At 69.3% G+C, this 24,674-nt stretch carries 19 protein-coding genes; 6 read left to right on the top strand and 13 right to left on the bottom strand.

Going from position 1 to position 24,674, the window contains the following annotated elements:
* Positions 1 to 31: 31 nt before the first annotated feature.
* From ACJ7VY_RS01320 to ACJ7VY_RS01260, 13 genes are all read right to left on the bottom strand, one after another.
* The gene (locus ACJ7VY_RS01320; RefSeq protein ID WP_409476201.1) at positions 32 to 616 is read right to left on the bottom strand and encodes a hypothetical protein; all 585 of its coding nucleotides are present in this window, start codon (positions 614 to 616) and stop codon (positions 32 to 34) included.
* A complete protein-coding gene (locus ACJ7VY_RS01315; protein WP_104937807.1) occupies positions 613 to 1,362 on the bottom strand; it encodes an HAD family hydrolase in 750 nt (249 codons plus the stop codon). Before ACJ7VY_RS01315 ends, ACJ7VY_RS01320 begins: the two co-directional genes overlap by 4 nt.
* Positions 1,363 to 1,450: 88 nt before the next feature.
* Positions 1,451 to 1,798 (bottom strand): EF-hand domain-containing protein, encoded by a 348-nt coding sequence (locus ACJ7VY_RS01310; RefSeq protein ID WP_409476200.1) that lies wholly within the window; start codon positions 1,796 to 1,798, stop codon positions 1,451 to 1,453.
* 222 nt (positions 1,799 to 2,020) lie between these two features.
* The gene (locus tag ACJ7VY_RS01305; RefSeq protein WP_161613995.1) at positions 2,021 to 2,401 is read right to left on the bottom strand and encodes a hypothetical protein; all 381 of its coding nucleotides are present in this window, start codon (positions 2,399 to 2,401) and stop codon (positions 2,021 to 2,023) included.
* A 147-nt stretch (positions 2,402 to 2,548) separates the two neighbouring features.
* A complete protein-coding gene (locus ACJ7VY_RS01300) occupies positions 2,549 to 3,253 on the bottom strand; it encodes a M15 family metallopeptidase (protein ID WP_409476199.1) in 705 nt (234 codons plus the stop codon).
* Between the two features lie 21 nt (positions 3,254 to 3,274).
* Positions 3,275 to 5,314 carry a hypothetical protein gene (locus ACJ7VY_RS01295; protein WP_409476198.1) on the bottom strand — a complete coding sequence of 680 codons (2,040 nt, stop codon included), beginning with the start codon at positions 5,312 to 5,314 and terminating at the stop codon, positions 3,275 to 3,277.
* Between the two features lie 57 nt (positions 5,315 to 5,371).
* The gene (locus ACJ7VY_RS01290) at positions 5,372 to 6,130 is read right to left on the bottom strand and encodes an N-acetylmuramoyl-L-alanine amidase (RefSeq protein ID WP_409476197.1); all 759 of its coding nucleotides are present in this window, start codon (positions 6,128 to 6,130) and stop codon (positions 5,372 to 5,374) included.
* Positions 6,131 to 6,273: 143 nt separating this feature from the next.
* The gene (locus tag ACJ7VY_RS01285) at positions 6,274 to 9,162 is read right to left on the bottom strand and encodes a TonB-dependent receptor domain-containing protein (RefSeq protein ID WP_409476196.1); all 2,889 of its coding nucleotides are present in this window, start codon (positions 9,160 to 9,162) and stop codon (positions 6,274 to 6,276) included.
* Positions 9,163 to 9,677: 515 nt separating this feature from the next.
* Positions 9,678 to 11,234, bottom strand: coding sequence for a serine hydrolase domain-containing protein (locus ACJ7VY_RS01280; protein WP_409476195.1), 1,557 nt, complete (start codon positions 11,232 to 11,234; stop codon positions 9,678 to 9,680).
* A 17-nt stretch (positions 11,235 to 11,251) separates the two neighbouring features.
* Positions 11,252 to 12,082: an N-acetylmuramoyl-L-alanine amidase gene (locus tag ACJ7VY_RS01275; RefSeq protein WP_409476194.1), complete on the bottom strand. Its 831-nt coding sequence runs from the start codon at positions 12,080 to 12,082 to the stop codon at positions 11,252 to 11,254.
* Complete coding sequence (gene lysA / locus ACJ7VY_RS01270) at positions 12,079 to 13,359, bottom strand: diaminopimelate decarboxylase (RefSeq protein WP_321989803.1); 1,281 nt, start codon at positions 13,357 to 13,359, stop codon at positions 12,079 to 12,081. Before lysA ends, ACJ7VY_RS01275 begins: the two co-directional genes overlap by 4 nt.
* A gap of 94 nt (positions 13,360 to 13,453) precedes the next feature.
* A complete protein-coding gene (locus ACJ7VY_RS01265) occupies positions 13,454 to 16,447 on the bottom strand; it encodes a TonB-dependent receptor domain-containing protein (RefSeq protein ID WP_313256410.1) in 2,994 nt (997 codons plus the stop codon).
* Positions 16,448 to 16,496: 49 nt separating this feature from the next.
* Positions 16,497 to 17,984 (bottom strand): transglutaminase-like domain-containing protein, encoded by a 1,488-nt coding sequence (locus ACJ7VY_RS01260; RefSeq protein WP_409476193.1) that lies wholly within the window; start codon positions 17,982 to 17,984, stop codon positions 16,497 to 16,499.
* 126 nt (positions 17,985 to 18,110) lie between these two features.
* Between ACJ7VY_RS01260 and ACJ7VY_RS01255 the strand changes: the two genes are divergently transcribed.
* The 6 genes from ACJ7VY_RS01255 to ACJ7VY_RS01230 all read left to right on the top strand — a co-directional run bounded on the left by ACJ7VY_RS01255 (position 18,111) and on the right by ACJ7VY_RS01230 (position 24,660).
* Positions 18,111 to 19,559, top strand: a complete 1,449-nt coding sequence (locus ACJ7VY_RS01255; protein ID WP_409476192.1) for an SH3 domain-containing protein — start codon at positions 18,111 to 18,113, stop codon at positions 19,557 to 19,559.
* Positions 19,556 to 20,653, top strand: coding sequence for a dipeptide epimerase (locus tag ACJ7VY_RS01250; protein WP_104937795.1), 1,098 nt, complete (start codon positions 19,556 to 19,558; stop codon positions 20,651 to 20,653). The genes ACJ7VY_RS01255 and ACJ7VY_RS01250 overlap by 4 nt, the downstream gene beginning before the upstream one ends.
* A gap of 78 nt (positions 20,654 to 20,731) precedes the next feature.
* The gene (locus ACJ7VY_RS01245; protein WP_409476191.1) at positions 20,732 to 20,857 is read left to right on the top strand and encodes a hypothetical protein; all 126 of its coding nucleotides are present in this window, start codon (positions 20,732 to 20,734) and stop codon (positions 20,855 to 20,857) included.
* A gap of 691 nt (positions 20,858 to 21,548) precedes the next feature.
* Entirely contained in the window at positions 21,549 to 22,403 is an 855-nt protein-coding gene (locus tag ACJ7VY_RS01240) for a MurR/RpiR family transcriptional regulator (RefSeq protein ID WP_313249916.1), read from the top strand.
* Between the two features lie 17 nt (positions 22,404 to 22,420).
* A complete protein-coding gene (locus tag ACJ7VY_RS01235) occupies positions 22,421 to 23,209 on the top strand; it encodes a L,D-transpeptidase (RefSeq protein ID WP_409476190.1) in 789 nt (262 codons plus the stop codon).
* Between the two features lie 182 nt (positions 23,210 to 23,391).
* Entirely contained in the window at positions 23,392 to 24,660 is a 1,269-nt protein-coding gene (locus tag ACJ7VY_RS01230) for a dicarboxylate/amino acid:cation symporter (protein ID WP_104937791.1), read from the top strand.
* The last annotated feature ends 14 nt before the right edge of the window (positions 24,661 to 24,674 follow it).

Below are 24,674 nucleotides of genomic sequence, written 5' to 3'. Positions count from 1 at the left end.
CGCGGCACCGACGGCACCGCGACGCGGGCGGTCAGTCGTGGCCACGGGCGGCCGCATCGCGGCGCGCGCGGTCACCGAGCTGGCGCTGCAGCAGCGCGTCCAGCCGGATCGGCCGGTCCCAGTGGTCGTAGCTGGCGACCAGGGCGTGGCGCACGGCGCGCCAGTGCAGGTTGTCCGGCGCCACCGGCAGGCTTTCCACCACGGTTCGCCAGCCCTCGCCCGGGAGCCGGCTGCGCGCCTGCACCGGCTCGCGGCAACTGGCACCGATGGCCTGGCCCCAGAAGCAGGCGAACCAGACGTCGCCGGGCACCCAGCCATGCTGCTGCAGCAGCGCCTCGACGTAACCGCGGCGCGCGCCGCCATAGCGCACCAGCTCGTCGATGAAGGCGTCGGGGTAGCGCTCGGCGTAGCGGTTGACGTCGGCCAGCTGGCGGTCGAGCCAGGCATCGCCGGTCCCCGGTTCGTAGGCGGGCGCGGTGGCCGCCGGGTCCGCGGCGGCCGCCTGTGCCGCTGCCACCGCGGGGAACAGGGGCCACGCGGAAACGCACGCAAGCAACGCGGGCAGGCAGCGGCGCAGCCATGCCACCCGTGGCACCGCGCGCACGCGCCGGTTCATCGGCCGGCCGCTTCGATCGCGGCCACTGCCTGCGGCCACTGCCAGGCGGTGTCGGCCAGGCGCAGGCGCGGCTCCTCGCTGGACACGCCGTGCTCGGCCTCGTGCGCCCAGGTCATCGCGTACGGGGTATGCACGCCCCAACCGCCGAGCGCCAGCACCGGTTCGATGTCCGAGCGCAGCGAGTTGCCGACCATCACGAAGCGCTCGGCCGGCAGCCCGAACTCGGCCAGCACCCGGGCGTAGGTGGACGGGTCCTTCTCCGAGACGATCTCGATCCGCGGGAACAGGTCGCGCAGGCCGGAGCGTTCGATCTTCTGCTCCTGGTGGAACAGGTCGCCCTTGGTGATCAGCACCACCGGCCAGCGCGCGGCGATGGCCGACACCGCTTCGCGCACGCCGTCGATCACCTCGACCGGATGCTGCAGGGTGCGGCGGCCGATCTCGACGATCTGGCGCAGGTGGGCGGCGGAAATACGCTCGTCGGTCAGCTCGATCGCCGCCTCGATCATCGACAGGGTCATGCCCTTGGCGCCGTAGCCGAATATCGCCAGGTTGCGCCGCTCCACCTTGAGCAGGTGCTGCGCGGTGCCGGCATCGTGCAGGTCGACGTAGTGGCCGAGGATGGACTCGAATTCCTGCTCGGCCAGGCGGTAATAGTCTTCGCTCTTCCAGAGCGTGTCGTCGCCGTCGAAGCCGACCAGGCCGATGGCGGAAGAGGGGGTGGGAGCGTGGGGTGCGTGCGTCATGCGCCACAGGATAGCAACCCGCCCCCGGGGGAAGAGCGGCCGGCGGCCGCTCTTCCGGGACCGGGGCGCCGGCGCCGGCGCCGGCGCGTTACTTCTGCTGCGAGGCGGTGTAGGTGCGGTATTCGTCCGGGGTCAGCTTGCCGTCCTTGTCGGCATCGGCCGCGTCGAACACCTGCGCCAGCCCGGCGTGGGCCTGCGATTCGGCGCGGCTGATGCTGCCGTCACCGTCGGCGTCCAGGCTGGCCCACGACTGGCCATTGCCGCGGGTGGCGGCATCGTCGGCGGCATCCTGGCCGGTGTCACTGGCCTGCGCCGCCTGCTCGTGCGCCTGGTGCTGCTGTTCGGCGCGGGCGTCCTGGGCCATGGCCGGCATGGCCAGTGCGGCACCGGCGGCGGCGACGAGGGCGAACAGCGGATTGCGGTTGCGAACGGTCATCAGGGGGTTCCTCCTGCGGTCTGGAAAGCGCGGTGATTCCGCACGCCGCCACCCTCGCAGGCCGGTGCTGAATCGCGCACGCCCCGCGGAATCGCCGCAGACACGGCGTTAACCAACGCACGCGCCGGAACCGCTACCGCCCTGGTTAGCGATGCGTGAGCCGCAGGTAAGCCGCGCATTCGGGCGTTCCATCCGCGGCACGCCCGCGCGGATCGGCCGGCGTCAGTCGCCGCGGGTGTCGTCCCTGGCGGTGGCGCGCGGGCTGAACGCCCGCCATCCGAGCCCCACCCCGACCAGCGCGCCGGCCACTTCCAGCACCACCCGCGTGCCCAGCTGGTCGGGGTCGTGGATGCCGGCCAGCGCCAGCCGCGCGTAAAGCGGCGACTCCAGTTGCACCATGCCCAGGTAGAACAGGTTCCAGCCATCCACCCCGGCACCGATCGCAACCGCGGCCAGGCACGGCCAGGCGATCGCATGGCCCGCCGACAGGCCGCTGCGGCGGCACACCTGCCACCACAGGGAAAACACCACGAAGCCGACCGCCAGCGCGATCAGGGCTGCTTCCAGCGAGCCCAGCAGGCCGTAGTGGAGTTCCAGGTTCATCGGGGGTCGGTCATGGCAACGGGGACGGCGCAGTGTAGCCGGCGGCACACAGCCTGCAGGTGCGCCGGCGGCCGCGCTGCGGCTTTGCTGGCCACGCCATCAGGTGCCGACACGCCGGCAGCGCCGCCGGACGCGGCGCCGATGGTGCTAGCGCACCGGGAAATCGTAGGCGGTATCGGGCGTCGGCTCGGGGCGGAAGGTGTAGTGCCACCACTCCATCGGGTAGTTGGCGAAGCCCTGGGCCGCCATCGCGTCGAGCAGCAGGCGCCGGTTGTGGCGCTGCTGCGCGGTGATCCCGGGGCTGTCGGTATGCGCCAGCGGATCGAACCGGTCGAAGCCGGTGCCCATGTCCAGCTCCACGCAGCCGCCCTGGCGGCAGTCGAGCAGGCCCAGGTCGACGGTGGCGCCGCGGCTGTGCCCGGAATGCTCGGCGATGTAGCCGTCCAGCAACCGGCTCTTGTCGATGTTCGGGTAATAGCGGGCCTTGGCCTGCTGGTCACCCGGGTCGTGCGCCCAGGCGACGAACGACTGCACCGAGCGCACCGGGCGGTAGCAGTCGTACAGGCGTAGTGCGTGGCCCTGCGCCTGCAGCGCGCGCTGCACGCGCGCCAGCGCCTGCGCGACCGGGGCGAGCAGGTAGCAGCGCGGTGCGTCGTATCCGGGCACCGGGCGGCCGGTGAAGTTGTCGCTGCCGGCATAGCGCATGTCCAGCGAGAACCCGGGCGCCAGGGTGGCGACATCCAGCATGCCGGCCTGCGCCGGGGTGGCCGCCGGGGACACCGCCGGTACCGCCGCCTGCGCCGCGGCGCAGGCGGCCAGCACAGGCAACGCGATCCAATACCGGACATTCATCGCAATGGCTCTGCCCATGGCTCAGGCGCGCCCGCGCAGGTAGCCGTTCAGGCCCTTGGCACGCAGCAGCTGCGCGGCACCGGCCCAATCCAGCGGCTTGCCGCTGTCCAGGCGCTCGAGCACGGCGACGATCGCCAGTTCCACCTCGGGCAGCTGCGCCGCCTCGGCCAGGCGCGCGCGCTGGTCGATCGCCTCGAACAGCACGCGGTTGGCCTCGGCATAGCTCAGCGGCGCGGTGTTGCCGTGCCGCGCGCGCCAGCGCTGGCCGTCGAGCACGGCGTTGACGTGCGACTGGATCAGGTAGGTGGCGCGGCCGATCAGCTTGAGGTTGCCCGGCTGCACCGCGGTCATGGTGTTGCCCACGGTGCGCCCGAGCCGCGCCATCACCGCGGTCGAATGCGCGTTGAGCAGCATCTTCAGCGCCAGCGTGCGGTCCAGGCCGAGCGGGTCGTTGCTGCGCGGCAGGTCCAGCGCGACGCCCGGCGCCGCGCCGTCCAGCGCGCGGGAATCATCGCCGGTGCCGGCGCCATGGCCCACGGTGACGGCGAGCCGGCCGGCGCCGGCATCGGCGAACGCCTGCCACCATTGCCGGGCCAGTGCGTCCACCGGCTCGCCGGCGTAACGCAGCAGCACGCCGAGGTCGCCCGCCTGCGGCGGCAGCCGCTCGCGGTTGCCCGGCGACCAGGACAGGTCGTACAGCGCCTGCTGCTCGGCGCCGGCGCGTTCCAGGCTGCGCAGCGCGGTGGCGCGCAGCGCCGGATCGTCCACGTTCTGCTCGAACTGCGGGCGGTACTGCGCCGCATCCAGCCCGTGGAACGGGCGGTGCAGCAGTGCGTCCCAGGCAGCCTGCGCTGTCGCCACCGGCGCCCACACGCGGATCCACGACGCCGGCGGCGTGGTGTCGGTGCGGTCCAGCGGCGCCAGCCGGAAGGTCGGCGCGCGTTCGGTCACGTCAACGAACACCGGCATCAGCGCCTGCCCGGCCAGGTAGGTGGCGTGGCGGCCGTCGGCATAGGCCTGCGCCTCGCGCGCGGTCCACTGCGCCAGCTGCGGGGCACTGGCGGCCACGCGGCGCTGCAGGCCGGCGAAGCCGCGCAGGCGGCTTTCGATGGTGTCGCGGGCATCCAGCCCCAGGCGCTGCGCATCGGCGGCGTCCAGTTGCGGCAGCAGCAGCGCGCGCAGCGCGTCTTCCAGCACCAGCCCCAGCGCGTACAGGCTGGTGGTGGTGGCCTGCATGCGGGTGGACCCGGTGATGGCCTGCGGCCCGGTGGGCAGGGCGATCTTGTGGATGCGCGCGTCATCGAGCACGCGCCGGCTGCGCTCGAACGGGCGCAGCACCTCGTCCGGGTTGTTGTAGACGAACCAGACCCGGTCGGTACCCGCACCGCGCTGGTCGGCGGCGGCCAGCGCGGTGCCGATCACCGCCGACGTCTCGCCGCCTTCGGTCACCGCGAACACCACGTCGTCGGCGCCGATGCCGTCGTCGCGCATCTGCAGCGCGCCGATCAGCTGCAGGTCCTCGAAGCCTTCCAGCGAGCTGATCAGCGCGCGGTCGCCACCGGTGATCTCGCCACGCACGCGCTCGCCCAGCCCGGCCGGCAGCCGGGCGGCGATGCGCGGCCACGCCGGGTCGGCCTGCAGGCGCTTCCAGAACGGCCGCCACACGCCGCTTTCCAGGGTCTCGGCCAGGCGCCCGGTCGAGCCGGTGCCGTAGAAGTAGATGCGATGGCCGTCACGCAGCGCGCGCTGTACCTCGCTCGAGGCGGCGTGCAGCTTCGCCATGCGCTGCGGATCGTCGGCCAGCGCGGCGAAGGCGCGGGCCACGTCCTCGTCCACCGAGAACAGCTGCGCCAGCGCCTGCGCCGGGTCGTGCGCGGCGACTTCACTCAGGTTCCAGGTCCGGGGATGGCGTTGTTCGGTCAGCAGCGTATGCAGTTGGAACTGGGTGCGCTGCTGCACGAACCCGGTGGAGGCCGGTGACGGCGGCAGCCCCAGCCGCTCGCCGGCATCGGCGGCAAGCGCGGCCGGGCTGATCGCCGCCAGGCTCAGGGCGAACGTCATGGCAATGCGTCCAGTACGGGGGAAGGAGGCACGGTTCGGTCGGGTCATGCGGCCGCCTCAGGGGTTGGCGGCCGGGGCGGCCAGGTTGCCCGCGGCCAGCGCATGCAGGATGCGCAGGTCCTCGGCGTCCAGTTCGCTGCCACCCTGGCCGCGGAAATGGTTGCGGAACGCGCGCACGGTGGCGGCGCGGTCGTCCAGCGGGTAGCCGATCAGGCGCAGCGCGGTCCATGGGTCGAACCCGGCCGGCGCCGGCGGCGCATCGGCGACGGGCCAGCGGCCGAAGCCGGCATCGGCCAGGCGCTTCCACGGGAACAGCGGGCCCGGGTCGGGCTTGCGCGTCGGCGCCAGGTCCTGGTGGCCGATGATCTGGCTGCGCGGGATGCGCAGGCGCGTGCACAGGTCCTCCAGCAGCACCAGCAGGCTCTGCACCTGCGCCTCGGCGAACGGCGACCTGCCGTCGTTGTCCAGCTCGATGCCGATCGAGGCGGAGTTGAGGTCGGTGAACGGGCCCCAGCTGCCGGCACCGGCATGCCAGGCGCGGCGCTCGTCGCTGACCAGCTGGTAGCGGGTGCCGTCGGCACCGATCAGGTAGTGCGCGCTGACCGGGCCGCCACTGTTGCGGCCGCGCAGCGTATCCAGGCTCTGCTGCACCGAATCCTGTTCGGTGAAGTGGATGACGATCAGGTTCGGCCGGCGCACGTCCTGGTTCGGCGAAGGCACCCAGCCTGCCAGCGGGTTGCGCGGCGGCGCGTGGCCGCAGGCGGTGAGCAGGGCCAGCAGCGCGGCTGGCAGCAACAGCTTGGTGGACATCTTCATCAACGCCTCGCTTGCACGACGGTGGTGCGTGGATCAGGGCAGGACCGGCGCGCGGCCTGCCGACAACACGAAGAAAGCGCCTTCGCCGCCGCCGGTTGCCGGGCGGCGGCGAAAGGGGCCCGGCAACCGGGCCCGTGGGCATGTCACTGGAAGCGGTACTCCAGCAGCAGGTTGAACGAACGGCCGCGCGGGTCGGCCACGCGCGCTTCCCAGCCGGCGCCGTCGCCATCGTCCAGGTAGCGGACGGTGAACGGCGGATCGGTGTTGAGCAGGTTGCGGATGCCGAACGTCGCCTTCAGGTTCTCCATGCCGGTCCAGGTCAGGCTGTAGTTGTAGGTGATGTAGGCATCGACGTTGCCGTCCCACGCCGGCGGGTTGTAGCCGTTGACGATGCCGCCCGGCTTCCAGTCCTTGTAGCCGCCACGGTAGACCTGGGTCAGCGTGTGCGCCCAGTCGCCCCGCGCCCAGCCGGCGCTGACGGTGTGCTTCCAGCGGATCGGCAGGTTGTAGTAGCGCTCGTACTCGCCGACCAGGTTATCGCTGTAGGGCAGGCTGTCGAAGGTCTTGGTCCTGAACGTATCCAGGTAGTTGCCGTTGAGGTGGACGTTCCAGGTACCGCCGGCCAGGTCGCCGCGCACGTTGGAGTCCAGCTCGATGCCACGGGTCAGGGTGCCGCCGGTGTTGATGTAGCGCTGGTCGATGGCGATGATCTTGCCGCCCGAATCGCGGATGAAGTTGGAGGCGTACAGCGGGTAGTTGGCGGTCATCGTCGACAGGTTGAAGCCGCTGCGGATCGTGTTGGTGCGCTCGATCTCCCACCAGTCGACGCTGACGTTGAAGTTGCCGTTGGGCGCGATCACGAAGCCGATGCTGCGCTGTTCGGCCTCTTCCGGCTTCAGGTTCGGATTGCCGCCGGTGATGATGTCCGGGCGGATCTGCTCGCTGCAGTTGGGCACGTCCGGGTTGTACTGGCCCTTGGGGCAGGTCGCCGGATCGGCCAGGTCAAGGCCGGTGTACTGGCTCTCGGTGATGCCGCGGAACAGCTTGGCGAAATCGGGCACTTTGAAGCCGGTGCTGTAGGAGCCGCGGAACACCAGCCAGTCCATCGGCTGCCACTTGAACGAATACTTCGGGTTGGTGGTGCCGCCGAAGCCGTCGTAACGGTCGTGGCGCACGGCCAGGTTGACTTCCAGGCTGTCGACCACCGGCAGGTTGACCTCGGCGAACACCGCCTTGACGTTGCGCTGCTTGGGCGACATGTAGTTGGAGGCATCGCCGGGAACGCCGAACACGTAGGCGTTGCCCGCCACCCATTCGGCCGGGCCGCCGAACTCGTATTCCTCGCGGCGCACGTCCACGCCCGCCGCCGCCTGCACGTCGTTGTCGCTCCACAGGCGGAAGCCGAGGCTGCCGCTGAAGCTGGCGTCGAAGGTGGTCGTGGTCGAGGTGCCTTCGTAGATCTGCAGGCCGCTGGCGTCGGCCGCGGCCAGCGCGTCATACGCGGCCTGGGACTGGCTCTGGCCCGGCATCAGGAACGGGTTGAGCACGCCATTCTTCAGCGCCGCCTTCAGCTGCGGGGTGTAGTAGTAGCCGCCGGCGGTCACCGACTCGGCCTTGCTCTGCGCGCGCGACAGGCCGATGTTGTAGTCCCAGCTGCCGAGGCTGCCGGTCATGCCCAGCAGCGCGCGGTAGGCCTTGGTGGTGGTCTCGATCTGGCGCGGGCCGCAGACTTCGCAGCGCCAGCGGTAGGCGATGGGGCTGCCGTAGACCAGGTTGGCCTGGTTGCCGAAATAGTCGTGCAGCTGGTTGTAGATGGCGTCGTAGGTCGCCTTGGTGTTGGCATTGAGCTCGTAGGCATCGAGCTGGGTGGCGCTGGCGTTGATGCTGGTGGTGATCTGCTGCGCTTCGAACTGGCGCTTGGAGGTCACCTTGGAGCCCATGAACTCGGCGAAGAACTCATGGTTGTCGCCGACCTTGAAGGTGGCGCGGCCGATGCCCTGCACCGTGTCCACCGGCTGCTGGATGGTACGCGCGCGGCCATAGTCCCAGGCGCAGCCGAAGCTGGCGCCGGGGCTGGCCCAGATCTTGTCGCCGTAATCGCCCATCATGTCGCCGCCGTTCACGCAGCCGGCGCCGCCGGGCAGGCGCAGCGTGTTGATGGTGGTCTTGGTGAGGCCGGTGACCGGGTCCTTCAGGCCGCCGCCGATCATGCTGCCGGTGCCAGTGACGATGTTGGCGAACGGCGTGCCGCGGGTATCCGGCGACAGGCCGCGGTCGGCCTGGAAACTGTTGACGAAATCGCGCTGGTTGCCGCGCAGGATCTTGTTCTGCTTCACGTTGACCGCGGCCCAGACGTTCCAGCGGTCGTTGTCCAGGTCGCCCCAGCCACCCAGCAGGCTGCCGTGGAAGATGTTGCCGCCGCCCTCCTCGGTCACGTCGGCGCCGGCGGTGAGGGTGATGCCCTGGTAGTTGTTGCGGGTGATGAAGTTGATCACGCCGCCGATGGCGTCGGTGCCGTACACGGCGGACGCGCCGTCGCGCAGCACTTCCACGCGTTCGATCGCGGCGAACGGGATCGAGTTCAGGTCGACCACCTGGCCCGCCAGGCCGTGCGCGGCGACGCGGCGGCCGTTGAGCAGCACCAGGGTCGCGTCGGCGCCCTGCCCGCGCAGGTTGGCGCCGGATACGCCGTTGTTGCCGCGGGTGCCCGGGGGCGCGACGCCGCTGTTGGCGGCCAGGCTGTCCGGGCCGCTGCTGGCGATGTTCAGCTGCTGCAGCAGCTGTTCGGCCGAGGTGATGCCCTGGGCCTCGATCTCGGCTTTCTGGATGATGGTGACGGGCATCGCCGCTTCGACGTCGGTGCGCTTGATGCGCGAGCCGGTGACTTCGATCTTGTCGAGCGTGCGCGCCTCCGGCGACGCCGGGGAAGCCGCGGGCTGCGCCTGCGCGAACGCGGCCAGCGGGCTGCCGAGCGCCAGCAACAGTGCGGCGCTCAGGTGGTGCATGCGGGGGGGACGTGCGGTTGCGGACATGCTCTCTCTCCAGAAAAGGGCGCGTAACGTGGGTGCTGCAGGAGCGATGCCGGCGCCCTTGCTCATCCGGGCTGGCGGGGGTACGACGACCATCCATCGATCCTCAAGGGGGGGCGGCACGATTCCGCCTGGGCAATGGGATCCACGGCCACCGCTGCGGGGGCCGCGCCTCTCCTTCCATGGTTGCACCACACCGGGGAGCGTCCTTGTCTGCCGGCCTGCAACATGCCAGGCCCCGACCGCAGACCTGTCCAGCACCGGGACTGCCACCCGGACGCTGCGTCATGCAGTCCCGGGCGGTGAAGCGGCGGGCGCATGCGCTCCCGCCCAGACCCCGTTTCACAGCTGTTTAACACGGGCTGAATCCGGCGGTCAATAAACTATTCCCCATACCCCAAGGCTATGGAAATAAAATATTTTCGTGATGCGTCGCACAACCCCGGCGCGGCATCACGCAAGCGCGCCTGGCGGACCGAGGGAACCGGGCGCGGGCCGGCGGCCCGTCGCCCACGCCTTCACGGGCAATCGCCCACGCGGCGGAATTCCAGATCCTGGTAGTCGTAGCTGAAGTCGATGTCCGGATCGATGGCGCGCATGTGCAGGGTGCGCTGCGCGCCCTCGCCGGAGAACACCAGCCAGGCCTCGGCGTCTTCGCCCAGCCCCTGCCACTGCACCCACGGGCGTCCGGCCGAGCGCATGACCCGGCCGCGCAGGGCCGGCGATTTCGCCGCGGCGAAGGTGATGCCGGTACCGACCGGGCACAGCGTGACCTGTCCGAACCAGGGGTCGGCCCACACCCCGGCATCGGCGCCGAACTCCCCCGCGGCGACCGCGGCTGCCGGCGCCAGCACCGGGCGCACGTGGCCGGCCGCGCGGCGCTGGGTCCGCTCGCGTTCCAGCAGCCCGGCGTAGTGCAGCACATCATGGCTGGCGGCTGGCGCGGTCTGGCGCTTGAGCAGCGCCTGCATCAGCGCGGTGCGCGCGTCCTCGCCCTCGCCATTGATCAGGATCACCACGCCGCTGCGCCGGTCCGGCAGCAGTGCCAGCGACGAGTACATGCCCGACAACGTGCCGGTATGCGCCACCTTCCATTGCCCGTCCATGTCCGACAGGCGCCAGCCGTAGCCGTAGGCTAGGAAGTGGGTGTTGTCCCAGTCGCGCAGGCGCTGGCCGATGGGCATCGGCATGTGCGCGGTCCACAGCGCACGGCGCTGGGTGGCGTCGAGCCAGCCCGGTACCCGCGCCGGATCGAGCAGCGCCTGCATCCAGCGCAGCATGTCATCCAGGCTGCAGCGCACGCCGCCGGCGGCCATCGACGGGAAGTCGGCAGCGACGTCGCCATCGCGCCCCACCACCACGTTGCGCCCGTCCTGGCGGTAATGCGGCTGGGCGACATTGCCCGCCTTCGCCGGCGACCATTCGCCGACCTGGCAGCGGTCCATGCCCAGCGGCCCGAAGATCTCCTGCCGCACCAGTGCCGCGTATGGCTTGTCGGCGGCTGCCGCGGCCACCTCGCCGGCCACCACGTAGAGCAGGTTGTCGTAGGCGTAGTCGGCGCGGAAGCTGCCGGCCGGCTTGAGGTGCGCCAGCCCGGCGATGATGTCCTGGCGGCTGAAGTGGTTGGGCTCCGGCCACAGCATCAAGTCGCCGGCGCCCAGCCCCAGGCCGCTGTTGTGGATCAGCAGGTCGCGGACCTGCATGTTGCGCGTCACCCACGGGTCGTACATGCGGAACGCGGGCAGGTACCTGGTCACCGGATCGTCCCAGCGCAGGCGCCCGGCCTGCACCAGCCGCGCCAGCACCGCCGCGGTCATCGCCTTGGTGTTGGAGGCGATCTTGAACAGCGTGTCGCCATCGACGCGCCGTCCCTCGCCGGCGACCAGCTCGCCGCGGGTGGCGACGTGCACCACCTTGCCGTCCTCGATCACGCCCACGGCCAGGCCCGGCAGGCGGTAATGCTCGAAGGCCTGCTGCACCGCCGTGTCGTAGAACGCGGCATCGGCATCGGCGGCGGGTGCGGTGGCGTGCACGATGCCCGGCAGCAGGGCGAGGCACAGCAGGATCGGTTTCATCGGCGCGCTCCGTGCCGTTACGGCGTGTCGGCCGTGGCCGGCGCCGACGGCGCCCGGGCCTGCAGCAGCGACCGGCTCAGGCCGTAGAGGATGCGCCGGTCCTCGGCATCCAGCTCGGCGCCCTCGCTGCGCATGCCACGGAAGTGATGGCGGAAGGACTGCAGGGCGTTGGCGCGGTCGTCCAGCGGGTAGCCGATGGCGACCATCGCCAGCCAGGCGTCGAACGCCGGCGGCGGATCGCCGGCGGCCGGGTCGGGCCAGATGCCGAAGCCGGCCTCGTGCAGGCGCTTCCAGGGGAACAGCGGGCCCGGGTCGATCTTGCGCCCCGGTGCCATGTCCTCGTGGCCGATGACCTGCTGGCGCGGGATGCCCAGGCGCCGGGTCACGTCGTCGAGCAGCACGATGAGCTTTTCGATCTGCACGTCCGGATACGGGCTGTAACCGTCGTTGTCGATCTCGATGCCGATCGACGCCGAGTTGAGGTCGGTGATGGTGCCCCAGCGTCCGTCGCCGGCATGCCAGGCACGCTTGCGCTCGTCCACCAGCTGGTACAGCGTGCCGTCCTTGCCCAGCAGGTAGTGCGCGCTGACCGGGCCGTTGCTGTTGGCGGTCCGCAGCGTGCGCAGGCTGCCCTCGGCGGTCTTGCCGGCGGTGTAGTGCAGCACCACCACCACCGGGCGCCGCGCGTCGAAGTTCGGCGAACGTTCCCACCTGGCCAGCGGATTGCGGTGCGCGCAGGCGCTCAACAGCACGAGCAGCAGCAGCGCCACCAGCAGCCGCGGCAGCCCACGGGCCGGCCCACGTCCGCAGCCCGGCGCCTCGGCAGCACGGGTTTTCCGATGGGTCATGTCCGCCTCCAGTCACTGGCCGGCTGTTCGCCGGACAGCATTTCATCCAGGCTCTGGCGCCGGCGCACCACCGCGTAGCGGTCGCCGTCCAGCAACACCTCGGCCGGCAGCGGCCGCGAGTTGTAGGTGGACCCCATCGATGCACCGTAGGCCCCGGCGCCGAGGATCGCCACCAGGTCGCCGGCCTCGCAGCGCGGCAACGCGCGCGCGGTGGCGAAGGTGTCGCCGGTCTCGCACACCGGCCCCACCACGTCATAGGTCGCGGCCTCGCGCCCGGCGGCGGCGCCCACCGGCACGATGTCATGCCAGGCGTCGTACAGGCTGGGGCGCAGCAGGTCGTTCATCGCCGCGTCCAGCACCAGGAAGCGGCGTGCCTGGCCGTGCTTTTCCAGCAGCACGCGGGTCAGCACGATGCCGGCCTCGGCCACCAGCCAGCGGCCCGGCTCGACCAGGATGCGCCCGCCGAAGCCGGCCAGTGCCTGGCGGATGGCATCGGCATACGCGCGCGCATCCGGCGCCTGCTCGCCTTCGCGGTAGCGCACGCCCAGCCCGCCACCGACGTCGATGCTGGCGATGGCGTGCCCGGCCGCGGCCAGTTCCTTCCAGAACGCGGCCATGCGTGCCAGCGCCTCGCGCACCGGGTCCAGGCTGAGCAGCTGCGAACCAATATGCATGTGCAGCCCGTCCAGGCGCACGTCGGGCCATTGCGCCTTCGCGTCGAACCACGCGCGCGCCTCGGCGATGGACACGCCGAACTTGTTCTCGGCCTTGCCGGTGGAAATCTTGGCGTGGGTCTTCGCGTCCACGTCGGGGTTGATCCGCACCGACGCGACCGCGGTGACGCCACGCGCGGCGGCGATGCGCTGGATCGCGTCGAGCTCGGCGCGGGACTCGATGTTGAAGCGGCCGATGCCCACGTCCAGCGCCAGCGCTATCTCGGCGTCGGACTTGCCCACGCCGGAGAACACGATGTCGGCCGCGGCGATGCCGGCGCGCAGCGCGCGTTCGAGCTCGCCACCGGACACGATGTCCGCACCCGCGCCTTCTTCGGCCAGCAGGCGCAGCACCGCGCCGTTGCCGTTGGCCTTGACCGCGTAACGGATACCCGCGTCCAGCCCGGACAGCGCCTCGCGCAGCGCCCGTACCCGCTGGCGGATGGCCGGCGCGGCATAGACATACAGCGGGGTGCCCTCGCGGGCCGCCAGCTCCACCAGGTCGGCCTGCCGGAACGCCTCCGGCAGACCGCACAGGCCATCTCGTGTGAATCCCTGATCCAAGGCATTGCTCCAAAAAAAGATGGCGGCCCCCATGCAGGGGCCGCCAGAGGAGGAACTCAGTACCGCAAATCCATCATGGTGCGCCGCGGCCCGGTCAGAAGTTCCAGGTCACGACCAGATTCGTGTAGCGCGGTGCCTGCCAGTGGGTGCCCTCGCCGAAGTAAGGCATCTTGGTCCCCGGAGTGCTCTCGTAGCGGGAGTGGACGTTCACCACTGCCTGGCGGTTGAGCAGGTTGTAGACCGACAGCCGCGCCTTCAGGTCGATGCCCTCGACCGGCAAGGTCCACATCACGCTGGCCCCCAGATCGACCACCCACGGCATGCGACCGAACGCACCGCGCTCGGTGTATACCAGTTCGCGGTTGGCCCAGCTCGAGCAGTTGGCGGTACACAGCCAACCCGAACCACCGCCGCTGTACTCGCCCGGACCACCGGCGTTGCGGTTGTCGTTCGGCCACACCACGCCGAACGCGGTGATCGGGCCGCCCGAACGCGCCGACAGGGTGCTGCCGAAGGACCACTGCTCGTTGAGCTTGAAGGTGCCACGCAGCTTGAACTGGTGGCGCGCGTCGTTGAACGTCACGCCGTAACGCTCGTTCACCGCCGGGTGGTCGTAGTACTGCACCAGGTTGGTGTCGTTGTAGCCGGTATCCGAGTTCACCGGCCCTTCGATGTTGCCTTCGCTCTTGGACAGGAGGTAGCTGGCGTTGAACGCCCACTTGTCGTTCCAGGCGCGGTCGAGCTGGAACTCCAGCGCCTTGTAGGTACGCCGCGGCCTCTTGTAGCCCATGATGGCGCCGCTGCCCGAGGCCTTGTAGCCGTCCTTGGACGAATCCAGGGTCACCCAGCTGTTGGTGTCCGGGCACCACAGCTGGTTGGTCTCACCCGGGTTGATGATCGGCCAGTCGCCCGAGTACCACGGGCAGCCTTCGACGTGGTTGATGCGCGCATCCTCGACGGCACGGGTCATGCGCCGGTAGGTGGCGTTCACGCCGTACGACCACTCTTCGTTGAGCGCCTGCTGGAAGCCCAGGATGAACTCGTCCTGGAACACCTGCTTGAGGTCGCGTGCCACCGCCGTGCGCACGTCCGAAGGCGCCGGCGCGTTGCCATCGGTGTTGACCGGGCCGATCTGCTGGCCCAGCACCGGCACCAGGTAGGTGTTGCCGGTCGAGCTCTGCTTCTGCGACCAACCCTGGAGCACGTAGTAGGTGTGCTCGTCGGTGGTACCGCCGCCGAAGTAGTCGGCGATCTTGTTGGTCAGCGGGGTGTAGTAGCGACCGGCGTTGCCGAACACCTTCATCGAGCCGTCACCCTGCACGTCCCAGCTGAAGCCAAGGCGCGGCGAGATCATGTCGCTGAAGGTGCTCTTTGCGAACGTGGCGCCCGATGCCAGCTTGTTGTGGAACTGGTCGAAGCGCACGCCCAGGTTCAACAGCAGGTTCGGGGTGACGTTCCAGTTGTCTTCCACGTAGAACGCCTGCGCCTTGGTGCTGACCGGCGACCCGGTGACCTTGTAGCGGGCGTCGATGATGTCGGTGACGCCAGGCGGCAGCACCACGCCATTGACCGAGCTGCCGGCGTTGACCACCAGCGCCTGGTACATGAATCCGTCACCCGGATAGACCACCGAGCTGTCCGAATCCATCACTTCCTGGTCCATGCCGAAGCGGACCAGGTGGTCGCCCAGGGTCCATTCGAAGTCCAGGCGCGCTGCTTCGCGCTTGTCCTCGCGGCTGCTGATGGCGGCGTTGGTCGGGTGGCAGCCCTCGTTGGTCTTCGGGCCGTACTTCTTGGTGTAGCTCGACGCCAGGGTGATGATGCTGCACTCGGCATCCATCGGGCTGTTGCTCAGCGCGCTGCGCTTGTTGACGCCGTACATCGCCTTGGCGACGAAGTTGTCCGTAAGCGTGCCGGTATAGGTCAGCGACCAGTTGTCGCCACCGGAGGAGCCGCTGCTCTGTCCGCTGGAATCACCAAAGACGTTCGTATCCCAGTTGTAGTTGTCGTAACTGGTGGTGACCGAATCGGCCTTGTCCGAGAACGCAAGCAGTTCCAGGCGGTTTCTGTCGTTGATGTACCAGTCGAGCTTGGTGCCCCAGAAATCGTTGTTGCTCTTGGTCTTCCATGCCTCGGTGGTATCGACGTCCTGCGACTTGCTGTCGCGGTTCTCGTACATGGCGAAGAAGAACAACTTGTCCTTCAGGATCGGGCCGGACGCCCATACGTTGGTCTTCAGCAGCGGGCTGCGGTCGCGGCTGGTGCGGTCGCGCTCGTCGATGGTGCCGTCGCGGTGGAAATGGTCCTTCTTCGCCGATGCCCAGGCCGAGGGCTCCATGGTGACCTGGACGCCGCCCTTGAACTCATTGGTACCCGAACGGGTGATGGCGTTGATGACGCCGCCGGTGCTGCGACCGAACTCGGCCGAGTAGCCGCCGGTCTTGATCTGGAACTCTTCGTAGAAATTGAACGGTACCGTCGAGAAGCCCTGGCGACGGTAGGGGTCGGTGACATTGAGGCCATTGATATAGGCCACGTTCTCGGCGACGGACGAGCCGCCGAAGCTCAGGCCGCCGAAGCTCGATCCCGAGCTGACCACGCCCGGCGCCAGCAACGCGACCGCGGCCACACTCTGGTCCACCGGCATGCGCGAAAGCTCTTCGCGGTTGATGTTGAACGAGGACTCGGTCGAGTACACGTCCACCCGGTTGATGATGCGCGAACCGACCACCTGCACCGAATCCAGCGTCACCGGGCCGGTGTCGCTGCCACCCAGGTTGACGTTGGTGGTGCCGCCCAACGAGACGTTGACCGCGACCGGCTCCTTGTCGGCCTGGCCGTCGCGCTTGACGGTCAGGCTGTAGTCGCCCACCGGCAGCTGGCTCAGGCGGTAGCTGCCGTCGCCCCCGGCGGTGACCGTGCGGGTCAGCCCGGTGGCGGTGTTGGTGATGGTGATCTGGTCGCCGGCGTTGGCGCGGCCGGCGATGGCGCCGGTGGCACTCTGCGCCATGACGGTCGGTGCGAGCGCCCCGAGGCACGCACCCAGCGCGACGCTGAGCGCCGCCTTTTTCAGCATTTTCCTGTTCATCCCCTGCTCTCTCCTGCAGTGTTGTGTATTACAGCGGTGTCACGAAGCGTCAATCTTCCGGTGGCGGCAAGACCTGCCACTGGAAGTCGTAGTTCCATTGGTCGAAATAGAGATTGCCGCCCGCCCATTCGGCCTCGCCGCGCTGCGAGTCCACGGTTTCGGAGCGGAAGTGCTGCTTGGCCGGTACCAGCGCCTGCGCGTAGTCGTCGTTGAACGCGATGCGGTAGGCATCCAGCCCGCCGAAGTAGAAATCACGTACCGCCGGCACCGGGCTGTCGAGCGCGCCGGTGGTGACGTCCATCGGCACCCAGCCATAGGGCGCCAGGTACAGCGCGCCCCAGTCGTGCAGGTTGCTGTAACCGGTGGCGTTGTCCGAGTACACCATGCCCGACTGCCAGCGCGCGGGTATGCCATTCAGGCGCAGCAGGCTCATCAACAACAGTGTCTGCTGCCCGCAGTCGGCGTGGGTAGCATGCAGCGCGTGGTCGCTGATGTTGCCGATGGTCGAGTACTCGCGCGCGCCCCCCCAGGGAATGCGGTCGACCGCGTCGAACAACCTGCGCGCGACGCGGTAGGGGTTGGTTTCACTGCCCACCACGCGCCGCGAGAACTCGCGCAGCGCCGGGGTGAACACGATGTGAGGCGCACGCTCGGCCAGGTACGGTGCCAGCGCCGGGTCGTCCGGCGTCGGCTGCACCCTGGCCGGGTCGATGGCGAAATGGCGCGCGTACACGGTGACCTCATAGCTCACCGAGAACGCGGTCGGCGTGCCGGCAACGGCCTTGCGTTCGAGGTAGGCGGTGCGCTGCAGCGTGGCTTCGGGCGCGACCTGCGCCCCGTCCGGCACGCTGCCCAGCAGGTGGATGTCCTGCTGCTGCCCGGGAATGGCCCGCGGGTACGGGATCCAGGCGCGGATGGTCTCGCCGGCCGGTACCGCATCGGCCTTGACCGTGAGCGACTGGGTGACCCGTACCCGCCGCGGCGCGACGCTGCTGGCGGCATCGGCCTGCGCGCGCTCGAGCACCTCCAGGTGATGTGGCGTGACCACCTCGAACGGGCCCGGTGCCGGCGGCCTGATCGCCGGCGAGCGCCGTGCGGCCGCCGCGGCACTGACCCGGAACAGGTTGGACGGTGCGCGGTTGAACCAGCGGCGCTGGCCATCGATGTCCAAGTGCTCGATCAGCCCGGCCTCGTCCCAGGCACGGAACTCGTCCTCGCGCAGGTCGGGAATGATGCGGCGCACGGCGGCCATCGCGTGCTCGCGGTCCAGGCTGAAATCCAGTCGCATGCGGCGCATGCGCTCGCGCTGGAACAGGTAGGCGTCACGCTGGCTGGCGTCCAGTGCCGGCTGCTGCAGTGCAGCGTCAATCTGCGCCTGCGCACCGGCAAAATCACCGCGGTCCACGCGCGCGGCCAGCTGCCCGGGCGTGTCCACGGCGCCCGCCGTGGCGGACACCAGGCACAGCAGCAGGCCTGCCATGAGCCGGTACCGGGCAGGCCTGAAAGCGACTGGGACTTGGCGCAACGCTGGATCCACGGCAACACTTCCACGGGTACGCGGGATAACGGTTGTGTAACACGCGTGCGACAACGGGTCAATAATTTATTCTTGATTTCAAGGAAGAAAGGAATAAGTATTCCAATGCACCCAGAGGGAGTCCTCATGATCGCCACCCCCGTCCATCCCCGCCGCCGGCGCCTCGCCTGGGCGTGCTGGTCCCTGCTGCTCGCCGCACCGCTGTGCGCGGCACCGGCCTTCGCGCTCGGCGCGGCCACCGCTTCGCCGCAGGACCATGCCGGCGTCATCGGCCTGCGCGAGGAATACCTGTCGGCCGCGCACTGGATCGCGCAGTTGTCCGATCCGGACCGGGTGATCCTCGACCGCGCCGGGATCGCGGCGCAGAACGCGCGCATGCGCCAGCTGGACGCGTCGATCCACGATCTGCGCGCACTGCCGGCGAACTTGACGCGCGAATTCGTGCGCGCGCAGATCGAGGCGATTTCACGCCCGCCGACCCGCACGCTGTACGACGTGCAGGGCAAGCCGGTCGACGCCGCGCAGCTGCGCGCGATCAGCGACAACCTGGCGCTGGACCGGATCGGCGAAACCCGCCCGCTGCAGTACGGCCTGGCCGTGCACCGCGCCGCGCTGCGCGCGTTCCCCACCGGGCTGCGCGTGTTCTCCAGCAGCGGCGACACCGACATCGACCGCTTCCAGGAATCGGCGCTGTTCCCCGGCGATGCCGTGGCGGTGCTGCATGAGAGCGCCGATGGCCAATGGCTGTTCGTCGCCAGCGAGCGCTATGTCGCATGGGTGGAGAAGCGCTTCGTCGGCATCGGTGACGCCGCCCAGGTGTTCGGCTACGGCGCCAGCGGCCCGTACCGGGTGATCACCGGCGCCACCGCCACCACCACGTACACCCCGGAAGAACCGCGCGTCTCGCGCCTGCAGCTGGACATGGGCGTGCGCGTACCGGTGCTGGCCGACTGGCCCGCACAGCAACCGGTCAACGGCCAGCAGGGCCATGCCGCGCACGTCATCCAGCTGCCGGTGCGCGACGCCGACGGCCGCCTGGGCTTCGCCCCGGCGCTGTTGCCGCGTTCGCAGGACAGCAGCGACGACTACCTGGCGCTGACCCCGCGCAACCTGCTCACCCAGGCCTTCAAGTTCCTGGGCGAGCGCTACGGCTGGGGCCACTCCTACGACACCCGCGACTGCAGCGGCTTCGTCTCCGAGGTCTACCGCAGTTTCGGCGTGCTGCTGCCGCGCAATACCAGCGCGCAGGCGGTGAGCCCGGCGCTGGACCGCATCGCACTCGGCGAGAAGGACGGCAAGGCGCGGCGCGACGCCGCGGTGGACGCGCTGCAGGTCGGCGACCTGGTCTACATCCCCGGGCATGTGATGATGACCATCGGCCATGCCGACGGCATGGCCTGGATGATCCACGATACCTCCGGTGGCAGCTGGTTCGGTGCCGATGGCAAGCGGGTCCAGGCCCACCTCAATGGCGTCTCGGTGACGCCGCTGCAGCCGATGATGGCCAGCGATACCGCCAGCTACGTCGACCGCATCACCAACATCCAGCGCATCCGCCCGCATACCACCAAATGAAGATCACCGATATCGAACTGGGCATGCTGCGCGTGCCCCTGAAAACCCCGTTCAAGACCGCGCTGCGCACCGTCGAATCGGTCGAGGACATCGTGGTGCTGGTGCGCACCGATACCGGCCACACCGGCTACGGCGAGGCGCCGGCCACCGCGGTGATCACCGGCGACACCCATGGCTCGATCATCGAAGCCATCAACAACTTCATCAAGCCGCGCCTGATCGGCGAGGACATCGCCAACCTCAACCGCATCTGCGGGCTGGTGCAGTCCTCGCTGGAACGCAACACCAGCGCCAAGGCCGCGGTGGAGATCGCCATCTACGACCTGTGGGCGCAGCTGCACGGCGCGCCGCTGTACCAGATGCTCGGCGGCGGCGACCCGGTGATCACCACCGACATCACCATCAGCGTGGATTACATCGACAAGATGGTGGCCGACTCGCTGTCGGCGATCGAGCGCGGCTTCGAATCGCTGAAGATCAAGGTCGGCAAGGACATCGGCCTGGACATCGAGCGGGTCAAGGCGATCCACGCCGCGGTCGAGGGCCGTGCGCTGCTGCGGCTGGACGCCAACCAGGGCTGGACCGCCAAGCAGGCGGTGTATGCCATGAGCGCGCTGGAGAACGCCGGCGTGGTGCTGGAGCTGCTGGAGCAGCCGGTCAAGGCGGCCGACATCGACGGCATGAAGTACGTCACCGAGCGGGTCAATACCCCGGTGATGGCCGACGAGAGCGTGTTCGGCCCGCACCAGGTGTTCGATCTGATCCAGCAGCGCGCGGCCGACATCATCAACATCAAGCTGATGAAGACCGGCGGCATCTCCAACGCGATCAAGGTCGCCGACATCGCCTCGCTGTACGGCATCCCGTGCATGATCGGCTGCATGCTCGAATCGAGCATCAGCGTGGCCGCGGCGGTGCACCTGGCGGTGGCCAAGTCGGGGGCGATCACCAAGGTGGACCTGGACGGGCCGTCGCTGAGCCTGTTCAACCCGGTCAATGGCGGGGTGATCTTCAACGAATCGGAGATCAGCATCACCGATGCGCCGGGGCTGGGCATCACCGAGGTACGCGGGCTGGAGATGCTGAAGGCATGACCGGCATGGCGACGGCAACCGACCTTGTTGCTGTCGCACTCCCTCGCGGGTGGGCCGCATCGCAGGAAGCAGTGGGGAGTGCTTCTGCCGTTGCTTCTGCCGTTGCTTCTGCCGTTGCTTCTGCCGTTGCTTCTGCCGTTGCTTCTGCCGTTGCCGTTGCCGTTGCCGTTGCCGTTGCCCGTGATTTTGCTCTTCGGCTTTTGATTTCCCCGGCCGTAGAGCGGGCCGAGCACCACAGCGGGCCGAGGGGCAAAGAGGCGCACGTGTCTGAGCGAAGCGAGTTGTGCGCCGTCCCCTTGGCACGCGAGGAGCGCAGGGGACCGGCGGGCGCAGCCCGACGGATCGCGTCCCGGCCCGTGTTTCTTTGGGCCACGTTTCTTTGCACGAGCAAAGAAAGGTGGCTCGCTCCCCGGAGGGGGGCGAAAGCCCTTGATCCTGCTTCAGCCGTTGCTTGGGTTTTTGCTCTGGAAAGAAGCAACAGTCAAAGCGCGAAGCAGCCAAGGCATGAAGCAGAGCTTTCGCCCCTGCTTCGCAGGAGCGAGTTACTTCTCTTTGCTCGTGCAAAGAGAAGTAACCAAGAGAAAGCACGCCCCTGCCTCTGCGCCCAGCCCGCTACGCGGGCCGGGTCCACTCCGCCGGCGGGATTTTTCGACGAGACATCCCTGTCTCGTCGAGAAACGACGTGCATCCCTGCACGTCGCCCCTACGGGGTCTTGTCCGCCGGCTCCGTCGCTGCGGAAGGGGACCCGGGACGTCAAAAGCACATGCAACTACAAGAGCAACAGCCGATCTTCCCCCGGCTGCCTTGCCAACGTAACGTCCCGGCTGGATGCCAAGCCTTACCGGCTCCGCAAAATCCTTTTAGAGTCACCCCATCGCAGCCGACGGCCCACCCATGCCACCCCTGGTAAAAATCCGCTCCGAACGCGAACAGATGTCGGCGATCGAACGGCGTATCGCCGACTTCATCCTGGACAACGCGCACCTGCTGCGCGACTACTCGTCGCAGCAGCTGGCCAACGCGCTGGGCATCAGCCAGTCGAGCGTTGTCAAGTTCAGCCAGAAGCTCGGGTTCAAGGGCTACCCGGACCTGAAGTACTCGGTTGGCGCGGCGGTGGCCCTGGCCAGCAACGGCAACGGCAACGTCACCGAATGGCCGCCGGAGAACGATCCGCACGGGTACCTGCAGGTAGCCGAGGGCCTGCGCCGCAGCAAGGCCGCGGCCGAGGAGGAGACCCGCGTCGCCAATCCGCAGGAAGAGGTCGAAGCGGTGATCGCGCTGATCGACGCCGCGCCCAAGGTGTTCGTCTACGGCCTGGGTGACGACGGCCTGTATGCCCGCGAGTTCGCCATGCGCCTGGCGTTGCTGGGCATCCTTACCGTGCAGCATGCCGACCCGATCCTGATGACCGCCAACCTGTCGGCCGCGCGCCCGGGCGATGTGCTGCTGGTGTTCTCCGAGTTCGGCAAGCTGCCGCAGCTGTGGCAGCTCTCGCGCCAGTTCCAGGAGATGGGCGGCAGGGTGGTGTCGATCACCCGCCACACCGCCAACCCGCTGCGCGCGCATGCCGACGCCTCGCTGGCGATCTGCGCGCAGGACCCGCAGCCGCCGGTGGCGCAGCTGCTGTACCGTTGTTCGTTGCAGTACCTGCTGGATTTCGTGTTCGTGCTGCTGTGCCATGCCAACTCCGACCGCCAGCGCCAGCTGGCGTTGAACCAGGAGCGCATCCAGCAGTTGATCGACAACTGATTGCCGGAGCCGTCGCCATGCCTTCCCTGTTCCGTTCCTTCGCCCGCTGCCTGCTGCCGTCGCTCGCGGCGATGGCCGTGGCCACTGCTGCCGGCGCCGCGACGCCGGCCGCGCCGGTGCACGATGCACGCCAGCTGGTAGTGGTCACCACGCCATCGTGGGACAGCCCTGCCGGCCGCCTGCAGGCCTACGAGCGCACCGCGCAGGGCTGGACGCCGCATGGTGCCGGATTCGAGGTATCGCTGGGCCGCAACGGCAGTGCCTGGGGCCTTGGCCGGCACCCGGCGCAGACGGACGGCCCGCAGAAACGCGAGGGCGACGGCCGCAGCCCGGCCGGCGTGTTCGGCATCGGCGAGGCCTTCGGCTACGCGCCGCGGATCGACAGCGCGCTGCCCTACCAGCCGATGCTGGCCACCAGCTATTGCATGGACGTGCCCGATTCCCCGCTGTACAACCGCATCGTCGATGCCGAGGTGGTGGGCAGCGACGCGGTGGAGGGTTCCACCGAGCCGATGCGGCTGGACCTGCACAACCAGGGCGACCGCCGCTACCGCGAGGGCTTCGTGATCGAGCACAACCCCAAGGCCGAGCCCGGACGCGGCAGCTGCATCTTCGCCCACCTGTGGCGGCAGCACGGCGAGGCGACGGCCGGCTGCACCGCGATGGAACCGGAGCACATGTCCGCCCTGCTCGGCTGGCTGGACCCGGCCGCGCATCCGCTGTTCGTGCTGCTGCCCGAGGCCGAGTACCGGCGCCTGCAGCAACACTGGGGTCTGCCGGCGCCTGCGGCCAAGGCCGGTCATTGACCGGCGCCATGCCCGGGCGCTCCCGTATTCCCGCGGCAGGCGGTGCCTGCCACGCCATGGATGGGCGAACCGGTCGCCTCAGGCATCGCCCTGAGGCATGAGGCGCGCCCGGCAGTGGCGCCTCGCTCGTGGCACGGGCTCGCCCCCTGCCCTGTTTCCCTCCTTCCGCAATCCGGCCCTCCATGACCCCAACGACCCGACGTTTCCGGCTCTCCGCTCCCGTCAAAGTGCTGATCTCGCTGCTGGTCGGCGCGGTGGTCGGGCTGTCACTGACCCACCACGACCCGGCGCTGGCACTGCAGGTCGCCGAGTTCGCCCGGCCCATCGGCCGGCTGTGGCTCAATGCGCTGCAGATGACGGTGGTGCCGCTGGTCACCGCGCTGGTGATCGTCGGCGTCAACACCGCCAGCAACGCCGCCGCCTCCGGGCGTACCGCGCGCAACGCGATCCTGGTGTTCATCGTGCTGCTGGTCGCCGCGGCGAGCTTCTCGGCGGTGGTGACCCCGGCGCTGCTGGGCCTGGTGCCGCACGACAGCGCCACCATGCAGACCTTCCGTGCCGCGCTGCACGCGCCGGAGACGCTGTCCAAGGCGCCGACCGCCGCGCAATGGATCTCGTCGCTGATTCCAAGCAACGTGCTGGCGGTGGCGTCGGCCAACGCGATGCTGCCGCTGGTGGTGTTCGCGATGTTCTTCGGCTTCGCGCTGAGCCGGCAGGACGCCGAGCGCCGCGACCGCATCCTGGAGATCATCAAGATCATCGGCGACACCATGATCACCATCGTGCGCTGGGTGCTGTGGGCCGCGCCGCTGGGCGTGTTCGCGCTGGTGCTGGTGGTCTGCGCCGAGGTCGGGATGAGCGTGCTCGGCATCCTCGGCTACTACATCCTGCTGATGTGCGTGGTCTACATCCTGATCACGCTGCTGTTGTACGTGGTGGCGGTGCTGGCCGCGCGCGAGGGCCTGCGCCGCTTCGCCGCCGCGCTGGTGCCGGTGCAGGTCATCGCCGGCAGCACCCAGTCGTCGCTGGCCTCGCTGCCGGCGATGATCGACAGCGCGCGCAACCGGCTGGGCTACCCCACCGCGCTGACCTCGCTGGTGCTGCCGATGGCGGTGTCGCTGTTCCGGGTCACCAGCCCGGCACAGTACATCGCCGTGGCCAGCTTCATCGCCTGGCTGTACGGCATCGACATCACGTTCTCGCAGTATGCGGTGGCGGTGCTGCTGGCCGCGGCGATCAGCATGGGCTCCACCGGGCTGCCGGGCCAGGCCAACTTCATGACCAACAACATGCCGGTCACGCAGAGCATGGGCCTGCCGGTCGAACCGCTGGGCGTGCTGCTGGCGGTGGATACGATCCCCGACGTGTTCTGCACCATCGGCAACACCACCGGCGACATGACCGCCACCTCGATCGTCGCCAGGCGGATGGCGCCGGCCGACGAGGCCTGATCCGCGCGGCGGGC

This window comes from Stenotrophomonas sp. Y-13 (assembly GCF_046267925.1).
In the GTDB taxonomy this organism is placed as follows: domain Bacteria; phylum Pseudomonadota; class Gammaproteobacteria; order Xanthomonadales; family Xanthomonadaceae; genus Stenotrophomonas; species Stenotrophomonas acidaminiphila_A.
The sequence above is the reverse complement of the archived record's forward strand: the minus strand, read 5'-3'. Positions and strand labels throughout refer to the sequence as shown.